The organism is Streptomyces violascens (assembly GCF_014649955.1).
Taxonomy (GTDB): domain Bacteria; phylum Actinomycetota; class Actinomycetes; order Streptomycetales; family Streptomycetaceae; genus Streptomyces; species Streptomyces violascens.
On sequence record NZ_BMUA01000078.1, the window covers coordinates 1 to 1673 of the forward strand.

Genomic DNA, 1673 nt, shown 5'->3' on the forward strand with positions numbered 1-1673 from the left:
ACCACGGCAAGGAACTGCGCTGGAACAAGGCCGCCCACGAGGTCCGCGAGATCATCCGGCTCGTCCGCGGCACCCTCGAACTGAACGACGGCACCGCCCAGTCCACCCTCTCCAAGGCCAAGGCCGCCGTCGACGCCATCGGCTGAGGCGCGTAGGCACGTAGGCACGTAGGCACGTAGGCACGTACGGCAAGCAGTACCAGTAGCACAGGCAGAGCAACTCACCGCATATGCGCGGTAGTTGGGCGGCAGGCAGGGAACGGGGGAAATTTCGTGTCGGCTTGGGACATCAAACCGTCCGGGGTTTCGGGCGTACTGAAGAAGACGGCCACCGCGGCCGAGGCCATGTCGAAGGCCGGAACAGCGATGCAGGAGAGCCTGAAGTCGGCAGCGTCGTCGGCGGGCACGATCTCGGGCCCGTACTGCGGCATGGAAGCTCCGATGGGCCCGGTCGGCGGCGCACTCGGCGAGTTCATGCAGCACAAGGCGCAGGAGCTCGGCTACATCGCCGTCCGCACCGAGCACTCGCTCACCGGTGCGTACGAGGCGACGACCGAGTACGCCAAGGGTGACCTGGACATGGCCGCGAACAAGCAGAAGCAGGCCATCAAGGAACCCGTCATCAACGACAAGGGCCAAGAGCTCGGGGCGGACGGCAAGCCGATCGAAAAGCCCGGGGACAAGCCGGGAGACAAGCCTGGGGCGGGCAAGTGAGCAAGGACGTCATCGAGCCCGGCGGCATCCCCATGTTCACGGGCAACCTGGAGCAGCTCACCAAGGACGCTGCCGCCCTCACCAAGCAGGCCGGTGAATTCCGGGACGGCGGATCCAACGTCCACAAGGAGTTCCAGGGCCTGTCCGCGTGCTATCAGGCACCCGAGGCGGACCAGTTGTTCGCCACCACCCTCCCCGTCAAGACGAAGGCCGACGACTTCGCCGACGCGCTCGAAAAAGCCGCCACCGCACTCACCGAGTACGAGGGCACAGTCCGGCCCCTGGTCGCCAAGCTGCAGAGCCTGCGCACCGAAGCCTTCGCCTTCACCGACAGCATCGAGGGTGACGACCACTGGCGCCGCGACCAGAGCAAGATCGACCACAACGAACGGCTGATGAAGGACGTCGGCGCCACCGTCGCCGCGTTCACGGATGCCGAGCGCGCCTGCCACGACAAGATCACCGCCCTCGTCGGCGGCAGCAAACTCACCGTCGACGACGGCAGCCACAAGCCCGGTATGTACGGGTACAGCGCCGACGCGCTCCAGCACGCCGAGGAAACCCCCTGGGGCGGGCACGCCGAACGCGAGTACACCGGGCTGGCCTGGGCCTGGCACCAGGTCAAGAGCTTCGTCTGGGACGGCTTCATCGTCGACGGGATCTGGGGCACCATCAAGGGCCTCGGCACCCTCGTCGGCACCGACGGCTGGGACAAGGCAGGCCAGGCCTGGACGGGTCTGGCGAAGCTGGCCACCGGCCTCGCGATCTCCTCCACCCCCTTCGCCGCCGCGTTCTGGATGACGCCCGACAAGGACATGCCGAGCTGGCTGCGCGACTCGCGCACCGCGATGAAGGAGACCGGCAAAGCACTCGTCGCCTGGGACGAATGGGGCAAGAACCCCGCCCGCGCCGCAGGCGGCGTCACCTTCAACGTCCTGACCACCGTCTTCACCGGCGGCT

At 67.2% G+C, this 1673-nt stretch carries 1 protein-coding gene and 2 pseudogenes; all 3 read left to right on the plus strand.

Annotated features, from left to right (window positions below; all coding sequences use genetic code 11):
• Window positions 1–146, plus strand: a pseudogene (locus IE206_RS43920) (hypothetical protein); the annotation flags it as partial.
• Between the two features lie 126 nt (window positions 147–272).
• The gene (locus IE206_RS42145) at window positions 273–713 is read left to right on the plus strand and encodes a DUF6507 family protein (RefSeq protein ID WP_189972066.1); all 441 of its coding nucleotides are present in this window, start codon (window positions 273–275) and stop codon (window positions 711–713) included.
• Window positions 710–1673: pseudogene (locus IE206_RS42150) on the plus strand (hypothetical protein); the annotation flags it as partial. The gene IE206_RS42145 and the pseudogene IE206_RS42150, both read left to right, overlap by 4 nt.